At 60.6% G+C, this 1,298-nt stretch carries 1 protein-coding gene; it reads right to left on the reverse strand.

Translation table 11 applies throughout. The annotated features are described in order from the left end of the window. Positions 1 to 1,277: calcium-binding protein (locus tag AO692_RS28425; RefSeq protein WP_280138690.1), on the reverse strand; the 1,277-nt coding region annotated here is incomplete at its 3' end. Between the last annotated feature and the right edge of the window lie 21 nt (positions 1,278 to 1,298).

A 1,298-nucleotide genomic window follows, 5' to 3' on the forward strand; every position in this document is an offset into this window, starting at 1 on the left:
ATGTCGGTGAAGACAAGCCGGTCGTCGTAGCCATTATTGAGATATTCCACGATGGTGTCGTGGCCGTCGCCGCGGCTGTAGCGGAAAGTATCGTCCCCTAAGAAGCCGACCAATGTGTCGTCCGCTGCCGTGCTGGTCAGCAACATGTCGCGCATCTGCGCTGGGGTCCACGTCGTACCGTCAGCGAAGATGACCTTTTCGACGCCACGACCGTATCGATCGTCGAGCGTGTCCTTCAGCAGCACCGAGCCGCCGTCACCGGCACCTGGCGCGCTGTCGGCGATGACGATGGTGACGTCATTGCCATTTCGCACCAGCGAGACGTCGGCCGGATTGATATCGGTGAAGACAAGCCGGTCGTCGTAGCCATTATTGAGATATTCCACGATGGTGTCGTGGCCGTCGCCGCGGGCATAGACATAAATGTCGTCGCCCTCCGCTCCATCGATCGTGTCATTGCCGGCACCGCCGGTTATGGTGTCGGCGACATTAAAGCCCGTGATGGTGTCGTTGCCGGCCGTCGAGGCCTGAGCCAGCAGCTTCACCCTAAGGTCAGCTCCGATCCAGGTCGTGCCATCGGCGAAGACGACCTTGTCGACGCCCTGGCCGTAGCGATCGTTGAGCGTGTCCTTCAGCAGCACCGAGCCGCCGTCACCGGCACCTGGCGCGCTTTCGGCGATGACGATGGTGACGTCATTGCCATTTCGCACCAGCGAAACGTCGGCCGGATTGATGTCGGTGAAGACAAGCCGGTCGTCGTAGCCATTATTGAGATATTCCACGATGGTGTCGTGGCCGTCGCCGCGGCTGTAGCGGAAAGTATCGTCCCCTAAGAAGCCGACCAATGTGTCGTCCGCTGCCGTGCTGGTCAGCAACATGTCGCGCATCTGCGCTGGGGTCCACGTCGTACCGTCAGCGAAGATGACCTTTTCGACGCCACGACCGTATCGATCGTCGAGCGTGTCCTTCAGCAGCACCGAGCCGCCGTCACCGGCACCTGGCGCGCTGTCGGCGATGACGATGGTGACGTCATTGCCATTTCGCACCAGCGAGACGTCGGCCGGATTGATATCGGTGAAGACAAGCCGGTCGTCGTAGCCATTATTGAGATATTCCACGATGGTGTCGTGGCCGTCGCCGCGGGCATAGACATAAATGTCGTCGCCCTCCGCTCCATCGATCGTGTCATTGCCGGCACCGCCGGTTATGGTGTCGGCGACATTAAAGCCCGTGATGGTGTCGTTGCCGGCCGTCGAGGCCTGAGCCAGCAGCTTCACCCTAAGGTCAGCTCCGATCCA

The sequence above is a fragment of the Mesorhizobium sp. 1M-11 genome, from assembly GCF_001303895.1.
In the GTDB taxonomy this organism is placed as follows: domain Bacteria; phylum Pseudomonadota; class Alphaproteobacteria; order Rhizobiales; family Rhizobiaceae; genus Mesorhizobium.